25 protein-coding genes are annotated in these 21,210 nt (G+C 37.2%); 15 read left to right on the plus strand and 10 right to left on the minus strand.

Going from position 1 to position 21,210, the window contains the following annotated elements:
- Window positions 1–59 precede the first annotated feature (59 nt).
- The 3 genes from gpM to C1A47_RS15530 all read right to left on the minus strand — a co-directional run bounded on the left by gpM (window position 60) and on the right by C1A47_RS15530 (window position 2,743).
- Window positions 60–824 (minus strand): phage terminase small subunit, encoded by a 765-nt coding sequence (gene gpM / locus C1A47_RS15520; RefSeq protein WP_111895932.1) that lies wholly within the window; start codon window positions 822–824, stop codon window positions 60–62.
- A gap of 15 nt (window positions 825–839) precedes the next feature.
- A complete protein-coding gene (locus C1A47_RS15525) occupies window positions 840–1,844 on the minus strand; it encodes a phage major capsid protein, P2 family (protein ID WP_111895933.1) in 1,005 nt (334 codons plus the stop codon).
- An 89-nt stretch (window positions 1,845–1,933) separates the two neighbouring features.
- A complete protein-coding gene (locus tag C1A47_RS15530) occupies window positions 1,934–2,743 on the minus strand; it encodes a GPO family capsid scaffolding protein (protein WP_111895934.1) in 810 nt (269 codons plus the stop codon).
- Between the two features lie 171 nt (window positions 2,744–2,914).
- Between C1A47_RS15530 and C1A47_RS15535 the strand changes: the two genes are divergently transcribed.
- The 6 genes from C1A47_RS15535 (at window position 2,915) to C1A47_RS15560 (ending at window position 7,923) form a co-directional block, all read left to right on the plus strand.
- Window positions 2,915–4,687, plus strand: a complete 1,773-nt coding sequence (locus C1A47_RS15535) for a terminase large subunit domain-containing protein (protein WP_111895935.1) — start codon at window positions 2,915–2,917, stop codon at window positions 4,685–4,687.
- The gene (locus tag C1A47_RS15540; RefSeq protein WP_111895936.1) at window positions 4,684–5,751 is read left to right on the plus strand and encodes a phage portal protein; all 1,068 of its coding nucleotides are present in this window, start codon (window positions 4,684–4,686) and stop codon (window positions 5,749–5,751) included. The genes C1A47_RS15535 and C1A47_RS15540 overlap by 4 nt, the downstream gene beginning before the upstream one ends.
- A 239-nt stretch (window positions 5,752–5,990) precedes the next feature.
- Window positions 5,991–6,767, plus strand: a complete 777-nt coding sequence (locus tag C1A47_RS15545; RefSeq protein WP_111895937.1) for a hypothetical protein — start codon at window positions 5,991–5,993, stop codon at window positions 6,765–6,767.
- A gap of 9 nt (window positions 6,768–6,776) precedes the next feature.
- Window positions 6,777–7,154: a hypothetical protein gene (locus C1A47_RS15550; protein WP_111895938.1), complete on the plus strand. Its 378-nt coding sequence runs from the start codon at window positions 6,777–6,779 to the stop codon at window positions 7,152–7,154.
- Window positions 7,155–7,283: 129 nt separating this feature from the next.
- A complete protein-coding gene (locus C1A47_RS15555; protein WP_004755245.1) occupies window positions 7,284–7,466 on the plus strand; it encodes a type II toxin-antitoxin system HicA family toxin in 183 nt (60 codons plus the stop codon).
- A 49-nt stretch (window positions 7,467–7,515) separates the two neighbouring features.
- On the plus strand, window positions 7,516–7,923 hold the full coding sequence (locus C1A47_RS15560) for a type II toxin-antitoxin system HicB family antitoxin (protein ID WP_004755247.1): 408 nt from the start codon (window positions 7,516–7,518) through the stop codon (window positions 7,921–7,923).
- A gap of 266 nt (window positions 7,924–8,189) precedes the next feature.
- Here C1A47_RS15560 and C1A47_RS15565 read toward each other — a convergent pair whose 3' ends face one another.
- The 3 genes from C1A47_RS15565 to C1A47_RS15575 form a co-directional block, all read right to left on the minus strand.
- Window positions 8,190–8,420, minus strand: a complete 231-nt coding sequence (locus C1A47_RS15565) for an ogr/Delta-like zinc finger family protein (RefSeq protein WP_111895939.1) — start codon at window positions 8,418–8,420, stop codon at window positions 8,190–8,192.
- A gap of 92 nt (window positions 8,421–8,512) precedes the next feature.
- The gene (locus tag C1A47_RS15570) at window positions 8,513–9,397 is read right to left on the minus strand and encodes a helix-turn-helix domain-containing protein (RefSeq protein ID WP_111895940.1); all 885 of its coding nucleotides are present in this window, start codon (window positions 9,395–9,397) and stop codon (window positions 8,513–8,515) included.
- 19 nt (window positions 9,398–9,416) lie between these two features.
- A complete protein-coding gene (locus C1A47_RS15575; RefSeq protein ID WP_111895941.1) occupies window positions 9,417–9,596 on the minus strand; it encodes a hypothetical protein in 180 nt (59 codons plus the stop codon).
- A gap of 104 nt (window positions 9,597–9,700) precedes the next feature.
- On the opposite strand from C1A47_RS15575, the gene C1A47_RS15580 reads away from it, so the two are divergent.
- The 6 genes from C1A47_RS15580 to C1A47_RS15605 all read left to right on the plus strand — a co-directional run bounded on the left by C1A47_RS15580 (window position 9,701) and on the right by C1A47_RS15605 (window position 15,555).
- The gene (locus C1A47_RS15580; RefSeq protein ID WP_111895942.1) at window positions 9,701–10,372 is read left to right on the plus strand and encodes a LexA family protein; all 672 of its coding nucleotides are present in this window, start codon (window positions 9,701–9,703) and stop codon (window positions 10,370–10,372) included.
- A gap of 144 nt (window positions 10,373–10,516) precedes the next feature.
- Window positions 10,517–10,864, plus strand: a complete 348-nt coding sequence (locus C1A47_RS15585; RefSeq protein WP_162625970.1) for a hypothetical protein — start codon at window positions 10,517–10,519, stop codon at window positions 10,862–10,864.
- Window positions 10,864–11,415 carry a hypothetical protein gene (locus C1A47_RS15590; RefSeq protein ID WP_111895944.1) on the plus strand — a complete coding sequence of 184 codons (552 nt, stop codon included), beginning with the start codon at window positions 10,864–10,866 and terminating at the stop codon, window positions 11,413–11,415. The genes C1A47_RS15585 and C1A47_RS15590 overlap by 1 nt, the downstream gene beginning before the upstream one ends.
- Window positions 11,416–11,528: 113 nt before the next feature.
- The gene (locus C1A47_RS15595) at window positions 11,529–12,620 is read left to right on the plus strand and encodes a dsDNA nuclease domain-containing protein (protein WP_111895945.1); all 1,092 of its coding nucleotides are present in this window, start codon (window positions 11,529–11,531) and stop codon (window positions 12,618–12,620) included.
- 50 nt (window positions 12,621–12,670) lie between these two features.
- The gene (locus tag C1A47_RS15600; protein WP_111895946.1) at window positions 12,671–14,356 is read left to right on the plus strand and encodes a hypothetical protein; all 1,686 of its coding nucleotides are present in this window, start codon (window positions 12,671–12,673) and stop codon (window positions 14,354–14,356) included.
- 116 nt (window positions 14,357–14,472) lie between these two features.
- Complete coding sequence (locus tag C1A47_RS15605; RefSeq protein WP_111895947.1) at window positions 14,473–15,555, plus strand: hypothetical protein; 1,083 nt, start codon at window positions 14,473–14,475, stop codon at window positions 15,553–15,555.
- Between the two features lie 488 nt (window positions 15,556–16,043).
- Here the strand turns inward: C1A47_RS15605 and C1A47_RS15610 are convergent, their stop codons facing one another.
- The 3 genes from C1A47_RS15610 to repM form a co-directional block, all read right to left on the minus strand.
- Window positions 16,044–16,247, minus strand: a complete 204-nt coding sequence (locus tag C1A47_RS15610) for a chromosome partitioning protein ParB (protein WP_111895948.1) — start codon at window positions 16,245–16,247, stop codon at window positions 16,044–16,046.
- Window positions 16,248–16,283: 36 nt separating this feature from the next.
- On the minus strand, window positions 16,284–16,919 hold the full coding sequence (gene parA, locus C1A47_RS15615; RefSeq protein WP_111895949.1) for a ParA family partition ATPase: 636 nt from the start codon (window positions 16,917–16,919) through the stop codon (window positions 16,284–16,286).
- A gap of 75 nt (window positions 16,920–16,994) precedes the next feature.
- The gene (repM, locus tag C1A47_RS15620) at window positions 16,995–17,930 is read right to left on the minus strand and encodes a replication initiation protein RepM (protein WP_111895950.1); all 936 of its coding nucleotides are present in this window, start codon (window positions 17,928–17,930) and stop codon (window positions 16,995–16,997) included.
- 686 nt (window positions 17,931–18,616) lie between these two features.
- On the opposite strand from repM, the gene C1A47_RS15625 reads away from it, so the two are divergent.
- From C1A47_RS15625 to C1A47_RS15635, 3 genes are all read left to right on the plus strand, one after another.
- On the plus strand, window positions 18,617–19,210 hold the full coding sequence (locus C1A47_RS15625; RefSeq protein WP_111895951.1) for a recombinase family protein: 594 nt from the start codon (window positions 18,617–18,619) through the stop codon (window positions 19,208–19,210).
- Between the two features lie 120 nt (window positions 19,211–19,330).
- Entirely contained in the window at window positions 19,331–19,513 is a 183-nt protein-coding gene (locus C1A47_RS18045; protein ID WP_111895956.1) for a Com family DNA-binding transcriptional regulator, read from the plus strand.
- The gene (locus C1A47_RS15635; RefSeq protein WP_111895952.1) at window positions 19,497–20,303 is read left to right on the plus strand and encodes a DNA adenine methylase; all 807 of its coding nucleotides are present in this window, start codon (window positions 19,497–19,499) and stop codon (window positions 20,301–20,303) included. Before C1A47_RS18045 ends, C1A47_RS15635 begins: the two co-directional genes overlap by 17 nt.
- 220 nt (window positions 20,304–20,523) lie before the next feature.
- Here the strand turns inward: C1A47_RS15635 and C1A47_RS15640 are convergent.
- Window positions 20,524–21,210: hypothetical protein (locus tag C1A47_RS15640; RefSeq protein WP_111895953.1), on the minus strand; the 687-nt coding region annotated here is incomplete at its 5' end.

The following is a 21,210-nucleotide window of genomic DNA, read 5'->3' on the forward strand; positions in this document are numbered from 1 at the left end:
AGATTTACTGTGTCGTAGGATCACGACCATTGTTCGCCAGCGCGGTGCGTGGGCACAGGTTAAGATGCAGCAGGTGCTGCCTCATCTGTTGAGTTTGGAGTGGTGGCTTGTGGTTCAGGGTTTGGTAATTGCCCCACCAATTTGCTGGCGTGGTTCAAATCCTGACGACCTCGGCATTTGTCATCCAGTTCTAAGGCTTGTTCAAGATACTGCTTGGCTTGAGTCGCATAATGGGCATCTTGCTCGGATTCCCCTGTAATCAAGGCCAAATTGGCTTTACCAATTGCCAGATACAGCTTGGCACGGACTTCATCAGGCATATCGCGTACATCGCTTGGCAAATCAGGGTTATTCACCAGGCGTTCTAACTGGTACAAAACCTGAATATCCACCGCCTGTTCGGTGCGTAACTGTTTTAAGAAAGTATTGGCAATTTCTTCTGTCACCAAGGTGCATGGGCTACGCTCAAAGCGGTCAGGCAGTGCCAAGTTGCCTTCTAAAACATAAGCCGCAATTTCCAGTGCTTTGTTATAGTCCGCAATATCAATGCACCACACCAACATGGTGGTGACCACAATATCCTGAACCTTTGGACGGCTCTGTAAAATGCCATCGACATAGGCTAGATGCTGCTGAATCAGTTCCTGCTTTAAGCTGATCTTATTGGCTTTGGACTGGATCTGTTTTAAACGTGCCAAGTCATTGTTGAGTTGTAATAACTGCTGTTCATAGGCGTTTAGGTTTTGCATGGTGCCAAATTCAACCGCTTGTACCGCTGCACTTTGCGCTTGATGCTTGAGAAAATGGCGTCGAGTAATATTCATGCGTCATTCCCCCCCTTAAATCATCACGATTTTTTCAGCCATCGCGGCTAGGCCCAAATCTTCAACGTAATAGTCTTCATTCGACGATTCATAGTTTTCGATCTGGTCACGTTTCGGGTTATCAATCACGGTACGACGACGAGCGCCTTCTTGCACATAAATCGACAGGTTATCGAAAGTGGTCACCAACAAGGCATCTTGTGGGAAAAATGGCACGGCATAGACAGGTAAATTGCCCATACGTTTTTGACTAATGATGATGTCAGCTGCCAATTTTTCGCTGTTGTCCTGATTTTTATTGACCAATGGGAAGTATTTGTCTGCCTGCAATTTACGGTTACAGATCACCACCAGATCTGGGTTATCCTGATGTACTTCATCAATCATTTCATCGGTGAGACTCATCACCAATGCATCAAGGTTTTCAAAGTCGCCATTGGCACCAATCGTGATTTTATCTGAGGCTGCGCCAGAACTCAGAACACGCGCTTGGTTTTCTTCACGCATTTTTTGCAGCCATCCTTTGTTGACATCCTGTAATAATGGATTGGCGACAATATCGGTATTGCTGGCAAAACTGGTTCCGTTAAAACCAATCATGATGCGATCCAGTGCCTGACGTTTGACAATCTGACCACGGAAACGCGCATAGAAGTCTTTGAATTTCGCCCACTGATCCAGTTTTTGATATTTGATTGCAGTATCAAAATCCGTTTTACGACAGAAATAAACGCGCTCATCCATGCCTGTTGGATCGGTTGCCTGACGCTCTTTACTATCGGTATTGGTACGTGATGCCACAGGACGGGTAATTCCCAAACCCACCGATGAGCTTGACTGCTCTTCAACCAAGATAATGTTAATTCGTTTTAAAAACTCAGAAGACTCTTGGATTTTATCTTCCAGTTTTTGCTGTACGGTTGGACTAACCGTAAATTTGACTTCTACCGAAGAAACGCCATTGAGCTTGGCAAGTTCGCCCATGACCTTATTGTATTTTTGACGGGTAAGTGTACGCATACTCAATTACTCAATTACTCAATTACTCAATTACTCAATTACTCAATTAAGTTTTAACTCATATGAGTTTTATGAAATTTAATTTATGATTAACAATCAACAACATCAGTGTCTTGGCTAAACTGACTATTGGTTGATTTTGGGCGGGATGGATTTTGTGGCTCTTGTCCCAGTTTGGTTTTCAACTCATTAAAATCATTTTGAAACTGGGTGAACTGAGTTTGTAAAGCATCAACCTGTTGCCCTTGCTGAGCGGTCTGCCCTGCGATTTCCAAAATCGCAGTTTCATTTTGGGAGAAATTTTCAGCCTGTTGCTGATCTTGTTTGCTAAACATCTGTTTGATTTTGTCGAGCAATGATGGCTTTTCACTGAGTTCCACAAACTCAAATTGCACTTCCTGTGCAGCACTAAACAGATTTTCTGGGCGTTGTTTTTTATCGGCAAAAGGATTGACCTGAGCGCCTGCGGCAAACTGCAACATTTCAGTCCCGAGTGATGCAGGGCTATCGGTCACCGCTAAACCGACCAAATAGGCTTGACCTGTTTTGGCAAAGTTGGGGTCGACTTCAATCGAGGTATAAATTTTTTGGTTGCTTTGATTCAGCGTGATCAGGTTGTCATTGGGTTGAATCTCGGCAAATAGTGCGTCTTTTTCTTCACCGTTGATGGTGACTTTTTCAGTTTTCAGCGCCAAAACATCGCCATAGGCTCCAAATGCACTATTCGGCATCGCTGAACGGTAGTGTTCAACATTGATCCGAGCACCATAGGTTTGCGGGTTATAGCTTTGCGCCATCTGGGTAATCCAGTCGGCTGAAATTTCACGACCATCGGTGGTGTCCCCAGCGACAGCGACTCGAAACCATTTTGATTTCAATTTTTTTTGTTGCGTACTCATACGGTTGTACCTGTTGAAAGTGGGCAATTTTTCAATAGGTGCAGAATGGGCAATACAGCCGTAATGTCGCAACCGAGAAAAGTTTTTAAACTCCGTTTAAGAACTCAAACAGGCTGATAAAAAGCCACTGGGCTGCCAATGTTGCACTCAAAATGCAACTTCCCATTGGACATGAACGATTTATCCCTGATTGCAAACCTCGCACTGGTACTCGACAACAAACTCAAAGCCAAGTTTTTGTATTGGTTGGGCTGGAAAATTGTCGATATTGCCCAAGCACTGGATGAAAAGGAACGTACCATTCAGGCATGGAAAACCCGTGAGGAATGGGACAAGGAAAAACCTGAGAATCGGATTGAGGAAGCTTTGGTGGTCAAATTGATGACCCTGATTCTCAAGAATAAAAAGACTAGTGGCGATGCCAAAGAAATTGATCTGTTAATGCGCCAATATGAGCGTTTTGCCCGTATTGAAAAATATCGTGAAGGTGGCGGTGAAGCGGATCTCAATCCAAATATTCGTAAACGCAATGAAGCCCCGCGCAAGAAAAAACAGAATGAGTTTAGCGAAGCAGAAGTCGAACAACTGATTAGCTGCTTTGAAGATAGCCTATTTGACTATCAACAGGACTGGTACAAAGCAGGTCATCAACGTAGCCGCGTCATCCTGAAAAGCCGTCAGATCGGGGCAACATGGTACTTTGCCCGTGAAGCCTTGGTCGATGCGTTGGATACAGGACGTAATCAGATTTTCTTGTCAGCATCCAAAGCCCAAGCGCATATTTTTAAAGACTATATTAAAAGTTTTGCAGCCGAAGCCTGTGATGTAGAACTGACAGGCGACCCGATTTTATTGCCCAATGGTGCAGCCCTGACCTTTTTGGGAACCAATGCTCGAACGGCACAGGGACATCATGGCAATTTCTATTTCGATGAGTTCTTTTGGACATACGGTTTTAATGAACTGAACAAAGTCGCCTCAGCGATGGCGTTGCATAAGAAATGGCGTAAAACCTACTTTTCAACACCCTCCACGATGGCACACCAAGCCTATGACTTTTGGACAGGCACACGCTTTAACAAAGGACGTGCCAAAGATCAAAAACTCAATATTGATGTTTCACATGATGCTTTAAAACACGGACGTTTGTGTGAAGACAAAATGTGGCGGCAAATCGTCACGATTCTGGATGCAGAAAATGGGGGCTGCGACCTGTTTGATATTGATGAATTACGCTTTGAATATTCTGCCGAGGAATTTGCCAACCTGTTGATGTGCCAGTTTATTGATGATGGCGCATCTATTTTCCCTTTAAACCTGTTGCAACCCTGCATGGTGGATTCATGGGAAGTCTGGGCAGATGACTACAAGCCGTTTCATGCTCGACCTCTGGCCAATAAACCTGTTTGGGTCGGCTATGACCCTGCGGAAACAGGCGACAGCGCGGGTTTAGTGGTGATTGCCCCACCAAGCATTTTGGGTGGCAAATTCCGCGTCTTGGAACGTCATCAATTTCGAGGTATGGACTTTAAGCATCAGGCAGAAATGATTCGACAAATCACCATGCGTTATGTGGTGACGTATATCGGGATCGACACCACAGGCATGGGCACAGGTGTAGCCCAATTGGTCAAACAGTTCTTTCCAAATCTGACTCAGTTTAGTTATTCCCCAGAAGTCAAAACCCGCCTTGTCCTTAAAACGATGGATGTGATTCGTCATGGGCGACTGGAATTCGATGCAGGCTGGACAGACCTGACCCAGTCCCTGATGAGCATTAAAAAGACCCTGACCAACAGCCAACGCCAAATGACTTTTACCGCAGGACGCTCCGAAGAAATTGGACATGCTGATTTGGCTTGGGCGCTCATGCACGCCATTCACAATGAACCACTTGAGGGACAAACCACAATGAATCAATCATTTATGGAGATTTACCAATGAACCCCTTTCACGTTGCCAAAAGGTTGATGAACTCGGCATTTCAACAATTGCCCGATGCAATACAAAGTGCTGTCCCTCAGCCATTGTCACGGACAGAAGCTTTTACCTTTGGCGATCCTGTGCCTGTACTGAATGGCAATGAGCTATCGGATTATATGGAATGTTGGTTCAATGGCCGTTGGTTTGAACCGCAGTTTAGTCTGGCGGGTTTGTCCAAGTCTTATCGGGCAACACCGTATTTGAGCAGTGGCATTATTTTTAAGCGCAACTTTTTAGCCAATTTATTTACCCCACATCCACTTTTATCCCGCAAAGCTTTTGAACAGATTTCACTGGATTTTATCTGGTGTGGTAACGCCTACCTTGAACGGATTGATTCGCGCTTGGGCAGAACCATCAACTTTCAGCCTGTTTTAGCCAAATATGTGCGGATTGGGGAAAATGATCAGTATTACCTATTGAACAACAGCTATGCAGGCAATGAAGAATGGTTGTTTCAACAAGGTTCGATTTGCCAGATCCGTGAAACGGATATTGATCAGGAGATTTATGGTGTACCTGAATACCTCGCGACCTTACAAAGTGCATGGCTGAATGAGTCCGCTACCCTGTTCCGTCGTAAATACTACAACAATGGTTCACATGCGGGTTTTATCATGTATGTGAATGATGCTGCCAGTGATCCCAACGATATTGAAAAACTCAGGACAGCACTTAAAGACAGTAAGGGACCAGGGAACTTCCGCAACCTGTTTTACTATGCGCCCAATGGCAAAAAGGACGGCATTCAGATTATTCCTGTCTCGGAAATTGCAGCAAAAGATGACTTTGCCAATATTAAATCCATCACCCGTGATGATATTTTGGCGGCACTGCGTATTCCGCCACAACTGATGGGCATTGTCCCGACCAATACAGGTGGTTTCGGCTCAATCAAGGATGCGGCTGAAGTGTTTTACCAAAATGAAATCGTGCCAATTCAGTCGCGTATGATGCAACTGAATGAATGGGCGGGTGAAGAAATCATTCGGTTTAAGGAATATAAAATTCAAAATGTTGCATAGAAAAAGCCCATCAATATGTAGTTCCGATCAGTAAAGGAATATTCGGGTGACTTTATAAAAAATAAATATGTCAAATACTTATAAGAAATTACGACCAAATTAGAGGCTATGCATTATCAATGCAACTATCTTGTGAAGCAGTTTTTCTTATATATTATATAAGTTTTCATCTGTAACACTTTAAAAGTATTAAAGTGTTACTATATCTCCGTTAAGCGTTTTGATAGAGAAAGTCTTTAATGAATCCAATACCAAAGTCAGTTTATTCAGATTTATTAAATGAAATCTTTTCAAGCCTTGTTAAAACTAAAAGTGAAATTAAGATTCAAGCTTGGAGAAGAAAAGCTGAAAGCTTAGGATCTGTTGATCTGTTTCAGCATAAACTTATGCTTAGTATTCTTGATGCGTATATCAATAAAAATGAACAGGCAATAAAAAAGGCTGAAACAGCTCTTTTACTAACACAAAATAATTTCTATAGAGGTATGGCGTATAGAGTTATTGGGAATTGCTATGCTCATTTAGGTAAATATCAACAGGCTATGGATGCTTATTGGTATGCTTATGAAACAACAAAAGATCCTGAATATTTTTATACTTTTTTTCAAGCTGCAACCTGCTATGACTTCTATGATAAAAGGATGCTAGAAATGAAATCACTAAAAAAAGATGATCAAGTTCGATTTAAGGAGTTATTAGATCACTTAAACAGTGAAATCAAAAAATTAGAAACTCATAATCTGAACCTAGATCTTTATAGAGATATCCTAAGTGAAGCATATAAAGTTTTCTTTGCGAATTGCTCTGGGAAAGTAACACGATTTGCTAGTGTAGCTGATTCTAATGTATCAAGTATTTTATTTAATCCTGAGTTAAATTTAGAAACAGTAGGATTATTAAATGATCAAATGAATGATTCTCTAGTTAATTTACTAGATAAGTATGAATTTGATGAAATATTGAAATACCCTATTATTTTTACCTCTGAAAATTATTTCAATGCACTGCATTATTAAGGAAATTTTGTGGACAGTATAGAATTCTTAAATTTTTCCAAAAAAATTATTTCCTTATCTCCATTAGATGAAATTGACTACCGACAAGTTGTGGGAAGAAGTTATTACTGTTCATTTCATAAAGTTAGAAGTAAGTCTGAAGAATTAGGTTTACCTATAGATGCCTACAAAGGCGGAACACACTCTTCTTTAAGAGAAACATTAATTAGCCTACGACCTGCAAATCCAAAGTTAAAAGGTATTGCTTTTAGGCTAAATAATTTTCATACATTGAGAATTGTTGCTGACTATAAACTGGATATTGAGGTTACAGCAAAATCTGCAAATGAATCTATTCAGATGTGTGAAAAAATATTAACCGAATTAAGCACGATAACTAGCCTCTAATAAAAAAGCCTCATTCCCAATGAGGCTTTTTTATTGAATCAAATCCCTTTACAAAAATTATAACCCTAGAGTTATTGTCCATCTATAACTCTAGGGTTATAATTCCTCATCGAATCTAGAGAAAGGAATATGAAAAGTCTAGATTTAATCAAAATGATTGAAGCAGACGGCTGGTATGAAGTCAGGGTTACAGGCAGCCATCATCACTTTAAACACCCCACGAAAAAGGGGTTGGTGACTGTGCCCCACCCCAAAAAAGACTTACCAGCAGGCACTGTAAAAAGCATTTTGAAACAGGCAGGTCTTGCATGAACTGCTACAAAATCGACTTTTTAAGCCTTAGACAATGAGGTAATTAAAAATGTTATATCCAGTTGCGATTGAGAAAGGGTCAGATACCGAAGCCTTCGGTGTTCAGGTTCCTGATATTGCAGGCTGCTTTTCCGCAGGTGATACCTTTGAGGAAGCCTTGGAAAACGTGAAACAAGCCATCGCAGGTCATTTAGAAATCTTGGCAGAAGATGGCGAAGAGATTCCCTTGGCATCTAGCATTGACCGCTTTATGAATGCTGAAGACTACAAAGGGTTAATCTGGGCAATTGTGGATGTCGATGTCAGTCGCTACTTAGGTAAAGCCAAAAAAATTAATGTGACTTTACCAAGTCGTTTAATTCAGCTCATTGATGAACGTCTGAAACATGATCCACGTTTTGCATCTCGTTCTGCATTCTTGGCAGAAGGTGCAGAGAATCTGTTACGCACCCATTAAAATCCATTTCTAAAAACTGCCCCATCTCTGATGGGGCTTTTTTTCGCCCAAAATTTCAAAATCCGTCAACAGATCAGTCTGACCCAGTGCCGCGCGGTTGCCCCCACCCACCTGCACGCTCTAAATCTGGCAGTTTTACTACACAGGCACTTTGCCCCGTAAACTGCCTGTATGAGCCGTCTAGCACAGGTTTTTAGCGCGGAAAAACTCAGGTTTTGAATACTGCATTTCACTGCAAAACTCACATGTTTTTAAAAAATGGTTTTTTAAGGGGTAATCCCCGAATTTCGTAAGTTTTTCAGGTTGACCTCTGGGTTTGGGTTGGCAGATGGGGACACTTCATGGGTAATGGCAAATTCACCGCGTGCGGTAAAACCGCAAAGTACGTTTTCGCAGTAGAAATATGCCACGCGAAATAAGTCGTGTTCTTGGCGGCTGTTGGTTTGTTTGAGGCGTGAGCCACAGTGTGGGCATTTAAATACGCATCGTGAAGTCATGTTTTTCCTCTTTGTTGAATCAATAATTTTATGGGTTCGCATAAATGCGCTCTATTTGGCGCATACAGCGTGTTTTTGCTTTTTTGGTACAGTTACGCAGCAACCTCGTTTAAAACGCCTGAGAAGCCAACCTGACGCAAATACGGCTCTAATTTTTTGGCTTCGCTTGGGTTTTGGAGTTTTTGAGCCAATCTGATGGTAAGTTGGTCGTAGGTTTCTGTGCCTTGGGCGTATTGGGTTGCGATTTCAGGGAGCAGTGACAGTTTTTTGGCAAATGCTTGAATTTGTTTTTCAGACAAGCCTGTTGCTTTGCTGCTGGATTTGCCTGCTTGTGGTTTTTCGGTTTGGGCTTGGTACTTGCTCATGTTGCGAAGTAACCAGTCAGCAAACAGGTAGTGCATAACGGCAGGGTTATGTTTTTTGTCGACATTGAAGTTTTCAAAGGCACTGAGTTCTCGTTCAAACCACTTGGCGGTTTTGATGTGCTCGATGGTTTCTGGATCTGTTGCCAACTCCAATTCTTTTTTCAAAGTTTTTAGCGAAAGCCAGTTATTTTTATTTTTAGATTCATTGGGAGATTCTATTGGTAGGTTCTGTCCCCCAATTTTGGGTGTTTTAATCCTCCCAATTTTGGGTGTTTTAATTCTACCGTTTTTGGGTTGATTAGAATTTTCTAATTCACCCGTTTTTGGATAGTTTTGATCTCGACCATTCACACCGACCAATTGGTAGACCTTTACACGATTCAGACGACCTTTTCTTTGCCCTGTATCTTTCAGCAAGCCTAATTCCTGTAGCTCTTTTAGAACTTTTCCAATAGTTTTGATATTGAGTAAAGTGTCATTAGATAAACGCTCATGACTTGGAAAACAGGTGTGATCTTCCCCTGCCCGATCTGCCAGTGACAATAAAACAAGACGTTGGGTGGCTGTGTTTACAGGGGCTTTCCAAGCCCATAAAGTTGCGTCTAAGCTCATTTTTACCTACTTATTTCTTCTAAAAGCTTAAATCAGCTTTGACTTGCCCATTTGTTTTGATTTGCAGAATTGCTTGCGTGTTTACAGGAATGCCCTTTGAACGCCACTTACTGACTGCCCCGCGAGTTTTTTTCAAAATTTTAGCTAAATCAGAATCATATTTAACGCTGTAGTGTTTTTTCAGCTCATCTACTGTCATGTTTATCTCAACGACCCAAAAGTTTCTCAAAGTAAACCATAAGTTTCCCCATACATCAACTTTATTGTTTACCATTGGAAACATTAACCCATGGAATAAATGTCATGTATGAAGTTAGAGATCGAATTATTCAGAGAATGAAAGAGCTTAATTTGCGACAGGTAGATTTAATAAATTTAACTGGATTAAGCAAAGGAACAATTTCTAAGTGGATTTCAGGCACTAATATTCCAAGCAATACCGCTCTGCCTCTTTTGGCAACAGCATTAGAAACGACATCTGACTGGATTATGAAAGGTAAAAGCATTGATTCAGAAAGAAATAATAAAAAAGATGAAAAAAGTAACGTCATCTTTTCTCATAAAAAACTAAAACGAATTCCTATTATCGACTTTGTGCAGGCTGGAGCTTGGCGCGAAGTCGTTTACGATGGAATCAATCCAATCGACTATACATATACGGATTATGAAGGAATGAACCCTGCTGATATTTTTAGCGTTCTTGTAGATGGGCTAAGCATGACCCCTAGATTTATGCCAAATGACGAACTCATTATTGACCCAAACTTAGCACCACAACCAGGGAACTTTGTTATTGCTCAGAATGGGGAATATGAAGTGACTTTCAAAAAATATCGTGTGACAGGATATGATGAAGAAGGCAGAGAACTTTTTGAATTAGTTCCATTAAATACAGATTTTGCACCGCTAGATTCAAAAAAGCATCACATTAGAATTATTGGCGTCGTTGTTAAACATATTCAAAATTTGCATTGAGTATTTTTGAAAAGATTTAGAAATCCTACATTTTCGTAAACAATAAATCCTGAAAAAATGTTTCTCAGAGAGAATTCTGTTGACTTAAAGGTTTCCTTTAGTAAACTAAATCCAACTCAAAAAGGAAACTTTAAGGTCGAAACTATGTTTCAAAAAAATCTTATAAAAATAGCGTTTAGTATCTGTGTAGTGAGCTTAGCTACAGCGTGTGCTTTTAAAACCACTCAACAGCCATTAGAAGTTCAATCCGCCACTCATTCCACACGTTTTTCCATTCAAAAAATGAACCTTTCTGCTCATGAAGCTGTTATTGCTACTGGTGACAATCATGTGCTGCATGTTCAGTTTGACGGTGAAGTGCAAAACGGTGAGCTTTTTGTGCAATGCGTTCATCATGTAGAAGTCACAGATTTAAATGGTAAGCCTGTGAGTGACTATGTTTTAGATCGGGAAGACTATGAGCAAGTAGTGAATGTTTTGGAGGGGGTGTGATGAATTTTCATTCTAAAACTTTCGAGCTATTAACCATCAAATCTGTACTTGGATTTGATCAAGTTAAAATTTACTTTGAAGATGATGTTAGTTTGGATAAAAGCGGTACATTCACGATTTTAGCCAATCAATATGTGGGTAGTTTCTGTTTTTATAATATTCAACAAGAATCACTCAAAGCATTTATTGCTCAAGCTGATACCAGTTACCTTGTACAGCGACTATTTAAGACTCAAAAATGGCGACCAATTCAAACAGGTGAAGAATTTATAAGATGGTTTGCAAAAAATGCGTTGGATGAACTAAAAGAAGCTCGTACTAATGGTGTAATCGATGAATATGATTTGCGCTCAGCTTATAATGAAATTGTCGATCTGCATTTTGATACATTAAATGAATTTTTTAATGAACTCAGTGAAGATACTTTTGCATTATTCGAAAAGGTTTATGAAGAAGACTGGATTTATCGGCAATGTCCTGAGGTCAAAAGTGAGGAATTTATAGAACTCTCTGAACTTATTCAAATCATACAATCTGCATGTAAACAATAAAACCCACAAAGCCAAGAAAATAACAATAATAATCAACATCTTGGCTTTATTATAAAGTTTTGTTTTTTTAAGTTATAATCTATTAATTAATATTTATATGACTTTCATACAATATGCAAAACCCAAATATATTGAATGATGAAGAGCGTGAAAATAAAGGATTAGACACTTCATTAAGATTTGAGTACCAAATTGATTGGGCAATTTATCATGCCTTAGATAAATTAAATAAAAAACAAGAATTCGTTGCATTTGTTGAATTTCATGAAGACGTTTTATTTGCTAATAGCTGTACTTATAGCCCAACGACTAAATTTGAACTTTTCCAGATTAAAACCACATATAAATCATATACGCCACGAAGCATTACATCCACTGGAAGCACCAATTCCACTTTAGGAAAGATGATTTTAGGTGTAAAAGATAAAAGTTTTGAAAATCAAGTAGATAAACTGTGCCTACTTTGTCTAGAAGACATTAATTTTAGCAATAAAATTAAAGATATAGATAAAGACTATAAATTCAGTGAACTACATGAAAATGATAAGAAAGTTATTTCAACTGCTATTTCAAATGAATTAAATTTTACTATTAATGCCCAATATGAGGACATGATTGTTTTCCGAAAGACAGGGTTAAAATTAGATGACTCAGATTCACAAATAAAACATAAGATTTACGACTTCATAGAAAACCATTATGGTGATGTTGGTTCGCGACCTCGTGAGATTTACCGTCTTTTAAAAGATGATTTACGGCCAAAATCTAAACATAAAAATCGGTATGAATACTGGGAAGATTGTGTCAAACATAGAGGTCTAGAAAGTAAAAAAATTTCGGAAGATATTTTGAACAAAACAGATCAAGATATAGATCAAAAGCTTGAAAAATTAATTACTGTAAACTCACAGAATTTGAAAAAAACTGAAAGTCAGATTCAAAGAATACTAAATAAAATAAGAGCCTATTATTTATTTAAAATGTGTATTAAACCTGCTGCTCTACAAACGGAATTAGACACATTTTTAGAAAATATAAGACCTCAAATACCGCTCGATATAGATGAAGAGAATACATACAAAATGGCTGTCGATTTTCTTGACCAAAAAGTAAATGAAATGATTTTCTTAAAAGAATATAATAGGCTACAAGCTGTTGCTATATATGAAGTTTTTAGGATGATACTTGATGATGAGCAATTTTAAAAACAAAAATCCTCAAAGAAATTTTAAGCTTTTAATTCGGAATTTACGTCATGCAAACTACAAAGAGTTATTTCCAATTTCAGAGAATCGTCTTGAGATCTCTCAACGAGCGCGGCGGGAAAGTACAAAAACTCTATCTCAGAACGCTGATTGATTCTGAAGAAAATACTAAAGGAAAATCCACCCTGATTAATAGTCTTTTTTGGGGGATTGGTTGCGATGTTAAATTTGAAGAAACATGGTGTGATGATCTAGAAACCCTCATTTCTTTTTCTGTGGCAGAAAGAAACTATGAAATCTATAGAAATAATAATGAAATTTCGATTCTGTACCTAGATACGAATGAGGCATATAGATACCCCATCAAATCCAAAAAAGTCAGCAGCGATTTTATTAAAAAGCTGAATGAGATTTTAAATTTCAATGTTTTGCTGAAATACTCTAATGCAAATCAACTCTCTCAAGTCCCACCAAGCTACTACTTTGCGACTACTTATATTGAGCAGATGACAGGTTGGGCACATTTTTGGTTATGCTTCCAAAACATGAATGCTTTTGACAAAAATAACCGTACTGAACTGATTAAATATATTTGTGGTGTTTTAGATCAAAATTACTATGAAAAGAAAAATAAAGAAAACATCATTACACAAGAAAAGAAAGATCTACAAAAAATTGTTGAACGAGATACCTTCAATTTTGATTTTTTAAAAAGCTTTGAAACAGAAAGGTATTCAGATAAAGTTGTTCAAAAATCTATCGCTCTCGATAAGTATGAAAAAACATTATTAAATCTTAGAAATGAATATCTTGAGAAATCTTCAAATATATCTTCTCTCAAAAATGAAATTGAACTGGTCAATATCGCTATTGGTGAGCTAGAACAAGATTATGAATACAGTGTTCGTAATGTTGATCCATTTGAGGTCACTTGCCCAACCTGTGGTGTCATCCATGAAAATGATATTGTGAATAAATTTTCAATTTTAAAAGATTCTGATCTTTTATTAAAAAGGATTGGTCACCTAAATAAAGATAAAAGTAGCTGTGAACAAGATTTAAATAGACTATCACGACTCATTCAGTTTGAAGAAGACAAGATAACAGAACTTCTTGAGGCTAATGATGTTCAAGAATATTTGAACTATTCAGTATTCCAAAAACGAATTACTCCATCTATTGAACAGAGCATCTCAAGAAATCAATCCATCATTGAAGAAAAGGAATCACTCGTAACAGAGTTTAAGAAAGAAAGAGAGAAAATCCAAAAAGAAAATAAAAGCAATTTAGAAGGTGAATTTGTAGATTATTTTGAGAGTTTATCTAAAGAATTAGACTTAACAATAGGAAAAAAGAAGAAATCTTTTACTGAAATTCTCAATCATACCAGTGGCGGTGCAAATGGTATTAAACTTATGCTGGCTATTCGTTTGACGCTGTTGCATGCAATGTGTACTTATGCGGAATCATCTATTCCACCTTTTGTAATTGACTCCCCTCGCCAACAGGATATTAATGATTACAACTATGGCCTTGTATTGAATGCCTTTGCCAAAATTCCAGATGATGTTCAATTTATCGTTGCAGCAGTAAAAACTCAGCCAATTAGTGAAATCCGAGATGGGTTTGAGGAAATTTTCATTGGAAGTAAGTTATTGGAAACTGATGAATTTGAAATTAGCAATCAATTAATTCAGCAACATGAAGTGCATGTAAGTTTGTGTCTTGATTATTAATTTAGAAAGCTGATCTATTACGGATCAGCTTTTATTTAAAAAATTAGTAAGTTTAAATATTTTTATCTATAAATATATTATTATATGTATTATTGTCGATAATTAACATACTAAATATGTCTTCAAATATTTTTAAAGGTAATCCAAAACTCTGGCATCTAAATGCTTGTGTAGGAAATAATGGTTGGACTGGAATATCAACTTATTTAGAGGGATACCAAGCTGCAACCATTGCGATGTTAGAGTCAATTTTACATCGAACACAATTAAAAAGCTCAGATTCCATATTCTGGACATATGATACAGCAATATATCCAATTATTTTTACAGCCAGACACTCTTTTGAGCTTTTTTTAAAAAGTGAAATATCAAATATTAACTTATTAAAAAAGAATATTCCACCAATTAAAAATCAATTAACTATTACTCATAATATTTGGAAATTATGGTTATTTTTTAAAGAACAAATATCTTTACTTCGTGATTATCGTTTGAACTATATCATACCCATACTAGAAAATACCATTGAAGAATATAATAGAATTGATCCTAATGGAGAAGTATTTAGGTATCCATATAGTAATCAAGGTAATAAACATTTAGAAGAGCATTCTGTTATAAATATCTACGAAATTTATGAAAATTATATAAAATTTACAAACGATATTAATGATTTTCAACTTCTAACTGAATATCTTTACAAGGAATATGAAGTTGGAACATACACAGATAAACTAAGTAGAAATGATTTAGAATTTATATCTAAAATTTTACCGCTGAAAGTAAAATGGAGAGAAAATCAATTCATTACTATAAAAAATTATATCAAAAATAAATATAGTCTTTCAAATAATGAACTATCAAGGGCTATAAAAAAAATAGAAAATCACTATGAATTTAGTCTAAAAATAATAAAAAATAATTACTTAATCAATATTAATAAAAATATATTAGTGGATTATTGCAATGGAAATTTCACTTTTAATAATTTAAAAAAATTAAGTGCAAATGATTTAGTCGTTCTAAAATCTCTCGTTGATTGTTGTTATATCTTCCCTTTTTTTTCAGAATGGATAGATATATTTATCAATAAAAACAAACAAATTAATATTATGCATGAGATAAATTACATTCATAAAAATTATTCTAAAGTAAAAAAATTAATTATAGATCAACTAAACTATGGATTTATTTTCTAATAGTATTTTCTTTAGAAATTTTTACAGTGATTTAGCAATATCTTATAGAGCGTTTCTAAGATCTATTGATAAGGCTGAATCACCTCTCCAACACATGCTAGACAAAACCCGATGCTCCCATCAAAGACTTGTACAAAACCTTTCCAGTAGATGGATCGAATAGCATACGAGAAGCTAGCACTACACTACCGAATAAATTTTTATCCAAAATAACTATCTGACCTGATTATCAAAGATGAAGAATGTGCTGACAAAATTCATTGCATTTATATTGAGTAATTGAGTAATTGAGTAATTGAGTAATTGAGTAATTGAGTAATTGAGTAATTGAGTAATTGAGTAATTGAGTAATATTGCAACAAAGCATCTATATAAAAAGCTAACTTAGAAAATAAGTCAGCTTTTTATCTTATTTTTGAATTTTCTTACACTTTCTTAGCTAAGAAGCCAGTTAACTACTTGGCTTCTTAGTTATAGGCATGAATAAATTATTTATCTAGTAACTGCTTAATCTGCTCTGTCAGAACTTCTTTTACAGATTTCTTTTCCTTTAAAGCATACATCTTCAATTCTGTATGCAAATCCTCTGGCAAATCAAAATTCACCCGAATCGTCTTTACACTTTCAGAGACATCTTCAAGTTTAGTTTCTTTTGCACCTTTGCTTGGGCGACCAGCTTGTAACAAACTCATTTAATTAAAAACTCCAAAACTCAAATGAGTAAAAACTCAATTACTCAAAAACTTATTAATGATTTCAGATGCCAAAGCATCTACTTCTTTAGATGCTTCACTGCTTGGTTCCATATCCAATACAGTGGTGCCATTAGCGGCACTGGTTGGGTAAATCACACGTTGAGTGATCTTGGTTTCTAGTACGGGTAACTCATATCCCAATAAAGCCTCTGAAATTTCAGCACCAATTTTTGTACCTTTAATTGCTCTTGAAACTACAAATGCAGCCTGTAATTTTCCATCAGTCAATTCAATACGCTGTTTAACCAGATCAACCAAATCAGAGGTTGCCCAAATATCGTATGGCGATGGCTGTACAGGAATCAAAACAAAGTCAGCAGCTTTAGTTGCAGAAATCGCTAAATCAGATGCTTGTGGAGCACCATCAACGACAACGAAATCTTTCTTTGCCACAGATTTCAAATCACGATCAATGGTTGGGCGATCAATACCAATCACTGTGACTGGGTTTTCTTCATTCACTGCTGCCCAGTCACGCGCACTACCTTGCGGATCTGAATCCACCAATAAAACACTGTAACCTTGTTTTTGTAATGCTCTGGCAAGATGAGTTGCAATGGTGGTCTTTCCAGAACCACCTTTTTGATTCAAGACTGCAATGACTTTCATTTGTTCCTCTTATGAGTTTTTACTCAAATGATTTTTAACTCATTTGAGTATATGAGTTTTTAAGTAAAAATCAACTTAGATTTTAAACCCTAATCTTTCTAGATCTTTCAAATACTTCTGAACAAATTCAGGTTCAGCTAATTTTTTAATTAAGCGCATTTCAACATCTTTATATTCTTCGCCAGCCTCAGCAAACTGACTAGAAAAGGCATGATCATGTGCTAATTTATTTGCAAACAATGTAATCTGTTTTTCAGTCAAACCGTTGAAGAGGTCAGGGGTATTAAGGTCTCTCTCCGTAAGAAGATGGTTCGGTTTATTACGCTTATGTGTGAATTTAAACTGAAATCCTGTAATCACACGCCCAGATTTAAACTGCTCATATTCTGCATTGATATCGGTAAATTTATTAATTTGTTCAATTGCTGGTTCTAGTACACGGCTCTTGAAGTGATTCATTGCCTTATATTCATGCTCAGCTAAACCAAGTTTATGGCGAAAATCAGAGATCTCTATCACTGGCGTTTTTTCTACATCACGCCATGCGATCAGCATCTCATATAAACGAATTGCATATTTACTGGTGAGCTGACTAACCTGCTTCAGTTGATAGCTTGTAAAATTCTGTTCTAAACGAGTGATTAGTGGCACGACATCAATCGTAAAAGCAACTTCTAAAATTGCAGAGTCATCAATATAAGCAATCTTCTGAACCCAGCGTGACTTTACTGTTTTTTTATTTCCTGTTTCAGCATCCATAATTGAATAACTAAATTGACGTCCAAATAGGTTATGAACTGCATTCTTTAATGCTTCATAAGCTGCATGCTTATCAACACCAAAACGCTGCATATAGTCACTCGCATGAATACGAATGGTACTAGTTGCATCAATTGCTGTACCAGTTTCCCGTGCCTTTACAATGGATAATAAAATTAATCGCTGTTCTGAAACTTCTAAATTGTAACTTGCATTAATTAAGGCATTATCTTTTACGACTAGGTCGCCCATGACTCGCTCTTATTTAGATTTCTAATAAAGACACATTAAATCATAATGCGTTTAATAGCACAACATAAAACAATGTGTCTTAAAGGTGGGGTATTGTGTCTTTATCGGTGGGGTATTGTGTCTTTATCGGTGGGGTATTGTGTCTTTATCGGTGGGGTATTGTGTCTTTATGTCCTCTGAAATGCTTATATAGCAAGGCTTTCAGCTTTCCTAAAAACATTAAAAATAATTAAAAATAATTAAAAACCTCTTTTCTATTTTTAAATATCAAATTTTTGATGTTTTTTTGCACTAAATCAAATTCTATCTTTAACTTGAAAAGGCTTAGGTGGGATATTGTGTCTTTATCACCATAGAAATTCAACTTATTCATCTAAGCTAAGAATCTAGAAAAAAAATATACCATTTTACTTTATGCCTTTTATAGAACAGCTTTAAAAAGCTGAATTAGCTATCTTTCTTTACCAACGAGTTTTTGACTTAAAATTAAACAGTAAAATTTTAGGTGGGGAATTGTGTCTTTATACCCAAATAAATCCATTTTAAACCTATCAAAAGCCTATACATAAAAAATAAAATGATAGCTTTTGCATTTAAGCTATCAATTGACTATCATTTAAAGCATTAATCATGCGATTACGCTAATTTATTACTTTACTATCAATTTTAAGTCTAAATGATTGCTTATGACCGTTAGAATCTATGTAAGAGCATCAACAAAAGATCAGGATGCAGAAAGAGCCTTGGATGATCTGATCCAGTTTAGTCAAAACTATGCTGATCATTTTGTGAGTTACATCGAAAACTTCTCTGGGACAAAGCTCAATCGCCCTGAATTGAGCAAATTGCTGAATGATTCAGAGCAGGGGGATATTTTACTGGTTGAAAGCGTTGATCGTCTGTCACGGCTCTCTCAAGACGATTTTGATACGCTGAAGCAACAAATCAAGGCAAAGGGCTTAAAGTTGATTGTGGCGGATCTGCCAACTACACATGGCATGATTCAGGATGGTATGACCAACGAGATTTTACATGTAGTCAACGCCATGCTGATTGATCTATTGGCCACGATGGCACGCCTAGACAATGATAAGCGTCGGGAAAGGATTAAACAGGGACTATTGCGCTCAGGCTATAAACCTTCAGGTAAGAAAGCCAATACAGCCAAACATGAGCGAATCAAGCAATTGTTACAGGTAGAAACCATGACCCGTGAAGAAATTGCGAAAGCGGTTGGAGTAGGGGTGGCAACGGTGTATCGGGTAGCAAAGTTGGTATGAATAAGGCCATAAATCTTAAAGGGTAGCTAAGAACTACAGGTGGATGTGGCGTTGTTGAGTAAAGGGTAGAATATTGATTGTTCATAATTTTGATACTGAGGAGTGTTTTAATTCTTGAGTTTGATTTGTATTAAGTGCCGAAACTGTTCCAAGTTACTGGCAAAAATTAAGGGTTTTAATGAATTAGAAATTAAATGCCCACGTTGTAAAAACATCAATTCTTATATGAGCACCCAGAGTGCCTTACCTGATTGCCTAGAGCAACTTTCTGTATCGGGTAAGATCCATGACACAAACCAATGAACTGGTAAAATATAACCCAAAAGGGCATAGCTTTAGCGGCTGGGTTGGTGGGAAGTCTCAACTCGCACGAACCATCATTGAAATGATGCCAGAGCATAAAACCTATGTGGAAGTTTTTGGCGGTGCGGGCTGGGTATTATTTAAAAAGACAGCTTCTCAGGTTGAAGTGATTAATGATATCAATGATGACCTGATTAATTTATACCGCATTCTAAAATTCCATTTCGATGCGTTTTTGGCAGAGTTTGAATTACAGTTATTCTCACGGACAACATTCAATGACATGCGCCAGATGGAGCATGGACTCACAGATATTCAACGTGCAGCCAAATTCTACTATTTGCTTCGAGCAGCTTTCGCTTGCCAGTTAGATGGTACTTTTTCTTATTCCCGTGAAAGAAAAGGGATGCTCAAAATGGGAGAGGAATTGCGTCAGCATTTACAATCCATTCATGAACGTCTGCAATATGTCGTGATTGAGAATTGTAGTTATGCTTACATGCTTAAACGCATGGATCATCCCGATACGCTCTTTTATCTTGATCCGCCTTATTGGGACTGTGAAAAGATGTACGGGAAAGGGATTTGGTCGAAACAGGACTTTTATGACTTAAAGGCGCAACTCGATCAGATTCAAGGTAAATTTATTTTGAGTTTGAATGACACGCCAGAAGTTAGGGATCTATTTCACGGTTATAGCATGACCCATAAGAAAATTAATTGGTCACTGAATGCCAAGGCTGCACATCAGGAACATAATGGTAATGAGTTAATTATCTATAATTTTTGATGTAAGCATTTGCTGACAGGGATTCAAGAGATTTGCCAGTAGGCATGAATTTTACATTTGCTATGATGGACACATGAGGAACAGGAAGTTCCAGAACATCAAACAAAAATAATAAGTTCTCGCATCAGGACGTGAGGGATGACAGGAGTTGCCCCTAGGACGCAAATATGAAAAAAGCCCCAACAGGATGTTGGGGCTTTTTTCATTTCGTATAAGAGATTTATGTTAAATCCAAAGCATTATTTGGAATGATTGCCTTAAAAGTTGTGGGTGTATCTCCATCATTCGAGATGTGACCATAAAAGTTTTGTGTGCTTGTTTGACAGTATAGATCAAAGCTTGGACTCATCATCACATCTTGTTGACTGTGCTTTTTAAAAATTAGTGCCATCTGTGCTGTGTAGTAATTCACCCAATCCAGTGGGTGATTAAATTCCGCATAGTCTTTGAGGTTGTTATATAAGGATTGAATCTCTAACAGGATGGGTTCTATATTTAGATCGACCAACCAAATATTGATGTCCATCGCTTCAAATGGAATTAAGCTGTATGGTTCAGATGGATCAAAGCGTTCAACCTTATACAACTTTACCCCTTGTTCTGTATTACTCGAACATAAGAGCTTTGTTTGTTGAATTTGTGGGTAGTGTGTGCTGACCTCGAGTTCTCGTAATTGCCTCGAAATGTTGAGGCATTGTGGTAAATGGCTAACGTCTGAATGTCCAAATTTCTTAAATATTTCAACCGCTCGTGAAATCACATGATATTCGCCAGTCCCTGAAATAATGCCTTTTTTCCATTTATGGAGTTTTAAGATGGGATCGCTAGAAAGTTCGATGGATAGGTCTTCTTGTTGAATTGCTTTTTTTGTATCTGCTGCCACAATGATGCTATCATGCAGCTGAAT

This window comes from Acinetobacter sp. MB5, assembly GCF_003261585.1.
In the GTDB taxonomy this organism is placed as follows: domain Bacteria; phylum Pseudomonadota; class Gammaproteobacteria; order Pseudomonadales; family Moraxellaceae; genus Acinetobacter.

Bases quoted from the DNA above. Each gene is read 5' to 3' on its own strand.
- gpM (WP_111895932.1), bottom strand. From the start codon at position 824: ATGAATATTACTCGACGCCATTTTCTCAAGCATCAAGCGCAAAGTGCA.
- C1A47_RS15525 (WP_111895933.1), bottom strand. From the start codon at position 1,844: ATGCGTACACTTACCCGTCAAAAATACAATAAGGTCATGGGCGAACTT.
- C1A47_RS15530 (WP_111895934.1), bottom strand. From the start codon at position 2,743: ATGAGTACGCAACAAAAAAAATTGAAATCAAAATGGTTTCGAGTCGCT.
- C1A47_RS15535 (WP_111895935.1), top strand. From the start codon at position 2,915: ATGAACGATTTATCCCTGATTGCAAACCTCGCACTGGTACTCGACAAC.
- C1A47_RS15540 (WP_111895936.1), top strand. From the start codon at position 4,684: ATGAACCCCTTTCACGTTGCCAAAAGGTTGATGAACTCGGCATTTCAA.
- C1A47_RS15545 (WP_111895937.1), top strand. From the start codon at position 5,991: ATGAATCCAATACCAAAGTCAGTTTATTCAGATTTATTAAATGAAATC.
- C1A47_RS15555 (WP_004755245.1), top strand. From the start codon at position 7,284: ATGAAAAGTCTAGATTTAATCAAAATGATTGAAGCAGACGGCTGGTAT.
- C1A47_RS15560 (WP_004755247.1), top strand. From the start codon at position 7,516: ATGTTATATCCAGTTGCGATTGAGAAAGGGTCAGATACCGAAGCCTTC.
- C1A47_RS15565 (WP_111895939.1), bottom strand. From the start codon at position 8,420: ATGACTTCACGATGCGTATTTAAATGCCCACACTGTGGCTCACGCCTC.
- C1A47_RS15570 (WP_111895940.1), bottom strand. From the start codon at position 9,397: ATGAGCTTAGACGCAACTTTATGGGCTTGGAAAGCCCCTGTAAACACA.
- C1A47_RS15575 (WP_111895941.1), bottom strand. From the start codon at position 9,596: ATGACAGTAGATGAGCTGAAAAAACACTACAGCGTTAAATATGATTCT.
- C1A47_RS15580 (WP_111895942.1), top strand. From the start codon at position 9,701: ATGTATGAAGTTAGAGATCGAATTATTCAGAGAATGAAAGAGCTTAAT.
- C1A47_RS15585 (WP_162625970.1), top strand. From the start codon at position 10,517: ATGTTTCAAAAAAATCTTATAAAAATAGCGTTTAGTATCTGTGTAGTG.
- C1A47_RS15590 (WP_111895944.1), top strand. From the start codon at position 10,864: ATGAATTTTCATTCTAAAACTTTCGAGCTATTAACCATCAAATCTGTA.
- C1A47_RS15595 (WP_111895945.1), top strand. From the start codon at position 11,529: ATGCAAAACCCAAATATATTGAATGATGAAGAGCGTGAAAATAAAGGA.
- C1A47_RS15600 (WP_111895946.1), top strand. From the start codon at position 12,671: ATGCAAACTACAAAGAGTTATTTCCAATTTCAGAGAATCGTCTTGAGA.
- C1A47_RS15605 (WP_111895947.1), top strand. From the start codon at position 14,473: ATGTCTTCAAATATTTTTAAAGGTAATCCAAAACTCTGGCATCTAAAT.
- C1A47_RS15610 (WP_111895948.1), bottom strand. From the start codon at position 16,247: ATGAGTTTGTTACAAGCTGGTCGCCCAAGCAAAGGTGCAAAAGAAACT.
- parA (WP_111895949.1), bottom strand. From the start codon at position 16,919: ATGAAAGTCATTGCAGTCTTGAATCAAAAAGGTGGTTCTGGAAAGACC.
- repM (WP_111895950.1), bottom strand. From the start codon at position 17,930: ATGGGCGACCTAGTCGTAAAAGATAATGCCTTAATTAATGCAAGTTAC.
- C1A47_RS15625 (WP_111895951.1), top strand. From the start codon at position 18,617: ATGACCGTTAGAATCTATGTAAGAGCATCAACAAAAGATCAGGATGCA.
- C1A47_RS15635 (WP_111895952.1), top strand. From the start codon at position 19,497: ATGACACAAACCAATGAACTGGTAAAATATAACCCAAAAGGGCATAGC.